This is a genomic window from Polynucleobacter sp. UK-Kesae-W10, from assembly GCF_018881575.1.
Classification (GTDB): Bacteria; Pseudomonadota; Gammaproteobacteria; order Burkholderiales; family Burkholderiaceae; genus Polynucleobacter.
Genome location: NZ_JACVQB010000015.1, coordinates 1 through 2,688 on the forward strand (window position 1 = coordinate 1; position 2,688 = coordinate 2,688).

The 2,688-nt window shown below is 47.2% G+C and carries 1 protein-coding gene; it reads right to left on the reverse strand.

Features of this window, described 5'->3' with window-relative positions; translation table 11 throughout:
- Positions 1 to 2,688, reverse strand: a 2,688-nt coding sequence (locus tag ICN24_RS10285) for an S-layer family protein (protein WP_216223695.1), incomplete at both ends; no start/stop codon positions are given.

Below are 2,688 nucleotides of genomic sequence, written 5' to 3' on the forward strand. Positions count from 1 at the left end.
TACCAGTACCGTAGCCGCTAATCGTGAAGTCATCACTGCCCTGACGGCCAACGATGCTGGCAGCGCTATTAGTTTGAGCATTGCCGTTATAGGTCACGTTGGTATTCACGCCATTGACGGTTAAGGTGGCCTTACCGATATTGGCAACTAGTGGAGCTGTCAATCCCGTAATCGCGTAGTTGGTATTACCAAGCGACATGTTAGAGAGATCAACAGTAGTTGCAATACCGTCAGCTACGTTCTTTTGATTGAAGGTTGCTGTAGCAGATCCCAATACCGTTGTGGTGTCAGAGCCAAGTAGACCGTTTGCTACTGCTGTACCGGCGACAGTCGCCGCATAGGTAGCATCATAGGTCTTGTTATTCACACTTAAACCACCAATCGTTACCGGCGCGGCAGTAATAATGCCGTTAGTTCCCGATACTGAGCTGTTCACTACATAATTTGCCTTATCCGCACCACTCAGCGTGAAGTTATCCAAGGTATATGAAAGCGATGTACCAACATTGGCACTTAAAGCGGGATTTGCATGGACATAATTACCAGCAGCCGTAATGAAAACTTTATCACTACCGATTACATTACTTGCCGTCAGAGTCTGACCGCTGATGGTTGTGGTTGTGTCATACACCTTGCTTGGGCTCGCTGGTGAATTCACGGTCAATGCCAATGGTGTAACAGAAATCGTACCCGCCACTGCTAGCACTGGGTACGCTGTGTTGTAGTTGGTTGAATAACCTGCATTGGTAATCACGTTAGTGGAAGGCGTCACAACGTAATTGCCAACATTTAAGTAACCACTGCTACTGTTATTAGAAGAAGTCAGGCTTGGTGGAATTACGCTAATGGTGTAATTGCCCTGAGCTGATCCTGAACGACTATCTGTTGCCACCCAAGTATTAGCTGTTGAAGTCGGTGTGAGCGTCAGATTAACAATATATGGCGCTGAGCAATCGCTACCAATTTGGCAGTAGGAGGCTGAAGCAGAGGTATTTGCTGCCAAATTGCCGCTGGTTAACGTTCCATATGCAATAGAGTTATTTGCAACCTTAATTAGCATCTGGCCATCAGGAATAATGGTGAATTTGCCGGCCACCGGAATAATGGTGTAGTTGGCTGCGCTTGCACTAGGCGTCAAGACATAATCCCCTGCTGTTTCACCGGCAGGACGAGTTACCTGAATACTGGTTAGCGCATTAGATGCATTATCAGAGCCTTTAAATTGGCTTGGATCAATGACATAACCAAATGTAGGATCGGCATTTCCTCTGAACTTAGTATCGTCTGAGGCAATGATTGTTAGCGATGCACGTGTAATTGAGCCGCTACCGGTAATCGATAGTGGCAGAACATAGTTACTTAAATTAGTACCACTCTTCGCAACATACTGGCTAGACGTAAGGGAAGTATTTACAGCGCTTGCGCCAGCAACAGTGGCACTATCGTACTGGCCAGCAGTCTGAGTGATATAAGCACCCTCACCCGAAATAAAGCCAGCAAGCGTATAGCTACCTGCGTTTGAGTTTGTGCCAGCAGCTAATACTGCATTGGTTGTTGAGTCATATTCTTTAGTCTGCGCATTAATTGACACTGCAACATTCAAAGGCGAAATGGTCACGCTACCAGTACTACTTGGCAAACGATAGTTAGCGGCCAATCCACCGTGGAAACCGTTACCAAGAGTCAGACCAGTAGTATTCAGGTTATTGACTTCTGTAACGTTTGCGCTATTGGCCGTAGCGTTACCAGTTAAAGTCAAGGTTTCATTGCCGATACCGGTGGTCACAGTAATTTGGTTCGCAGCAAATGTACTGCTACCATCGTATGGCTTTGTCGCAGCAACTGATAATGTCACCGGGTTAATGACATAGGCATTGCTTGAAGGATTGCTAAAGACTATGTTGTAGTTACCTGCTGTGGTGGTGCCAGCCAGGCTGCCAGCAGTCAAGCTGTAAGTCGCGGCATTTTTCACAACGGTGCTAGAGCTTCCGGCAAAGTTCATGCTGCCAGTAAAGGTAACCGGCGTATTCAGCGCTGTATCCGTGTTTTTATAGCCACTCACAGCGTAGTTAGCAAAGTCCTGGGAATATGCAGCGTTATCCAAGGTATTGCCGGTATACGCAGTAGATACTGCATTCGGTGTCAAGGTTAAGGTTGCCCGCGCAACGGATAAATTACCAGCAACATAGCTGATTGAGTAGTTAGCCAAGCCACTACCAGTAGCCGCACTAGGAATAATGCTCGCGTTATAGCCGCCTGCATTCGTAGTTGCGGCAACAGTATTGGCGCCGTTATAGGACAGCGTAACTCCAGTAATAGTGTCCCCTGCATACATTGAGCCTGTTAATGCATAAGCACTAGTTCCCAGGCTTACGGCGGTTCCGTAGGTAGTGGAAACATCATTTGCAGTCACCGTCAACGCTTTCGCATTGATCGTAGCGGTATTTTGAGTGGTACCTGCCGTGGTGTTGTACGCAGCAGTAATGGCGTAGTTGCTCATGGAAGCGGTACCACCACTAATAGTGATGCCGGTTACATAGTTCGTGCCGTTACCAGCGACGTTGGCATTATTAACAGTAGCGCTACTAATGGCAGTAATGGTTTCGCTATTGACTAGGCCATTAGTCGTAAAGGCTGTTGGGGTAATCGTAGTGCTCTTAGCATAGGTGCCGGTGATGGTGATGCCAA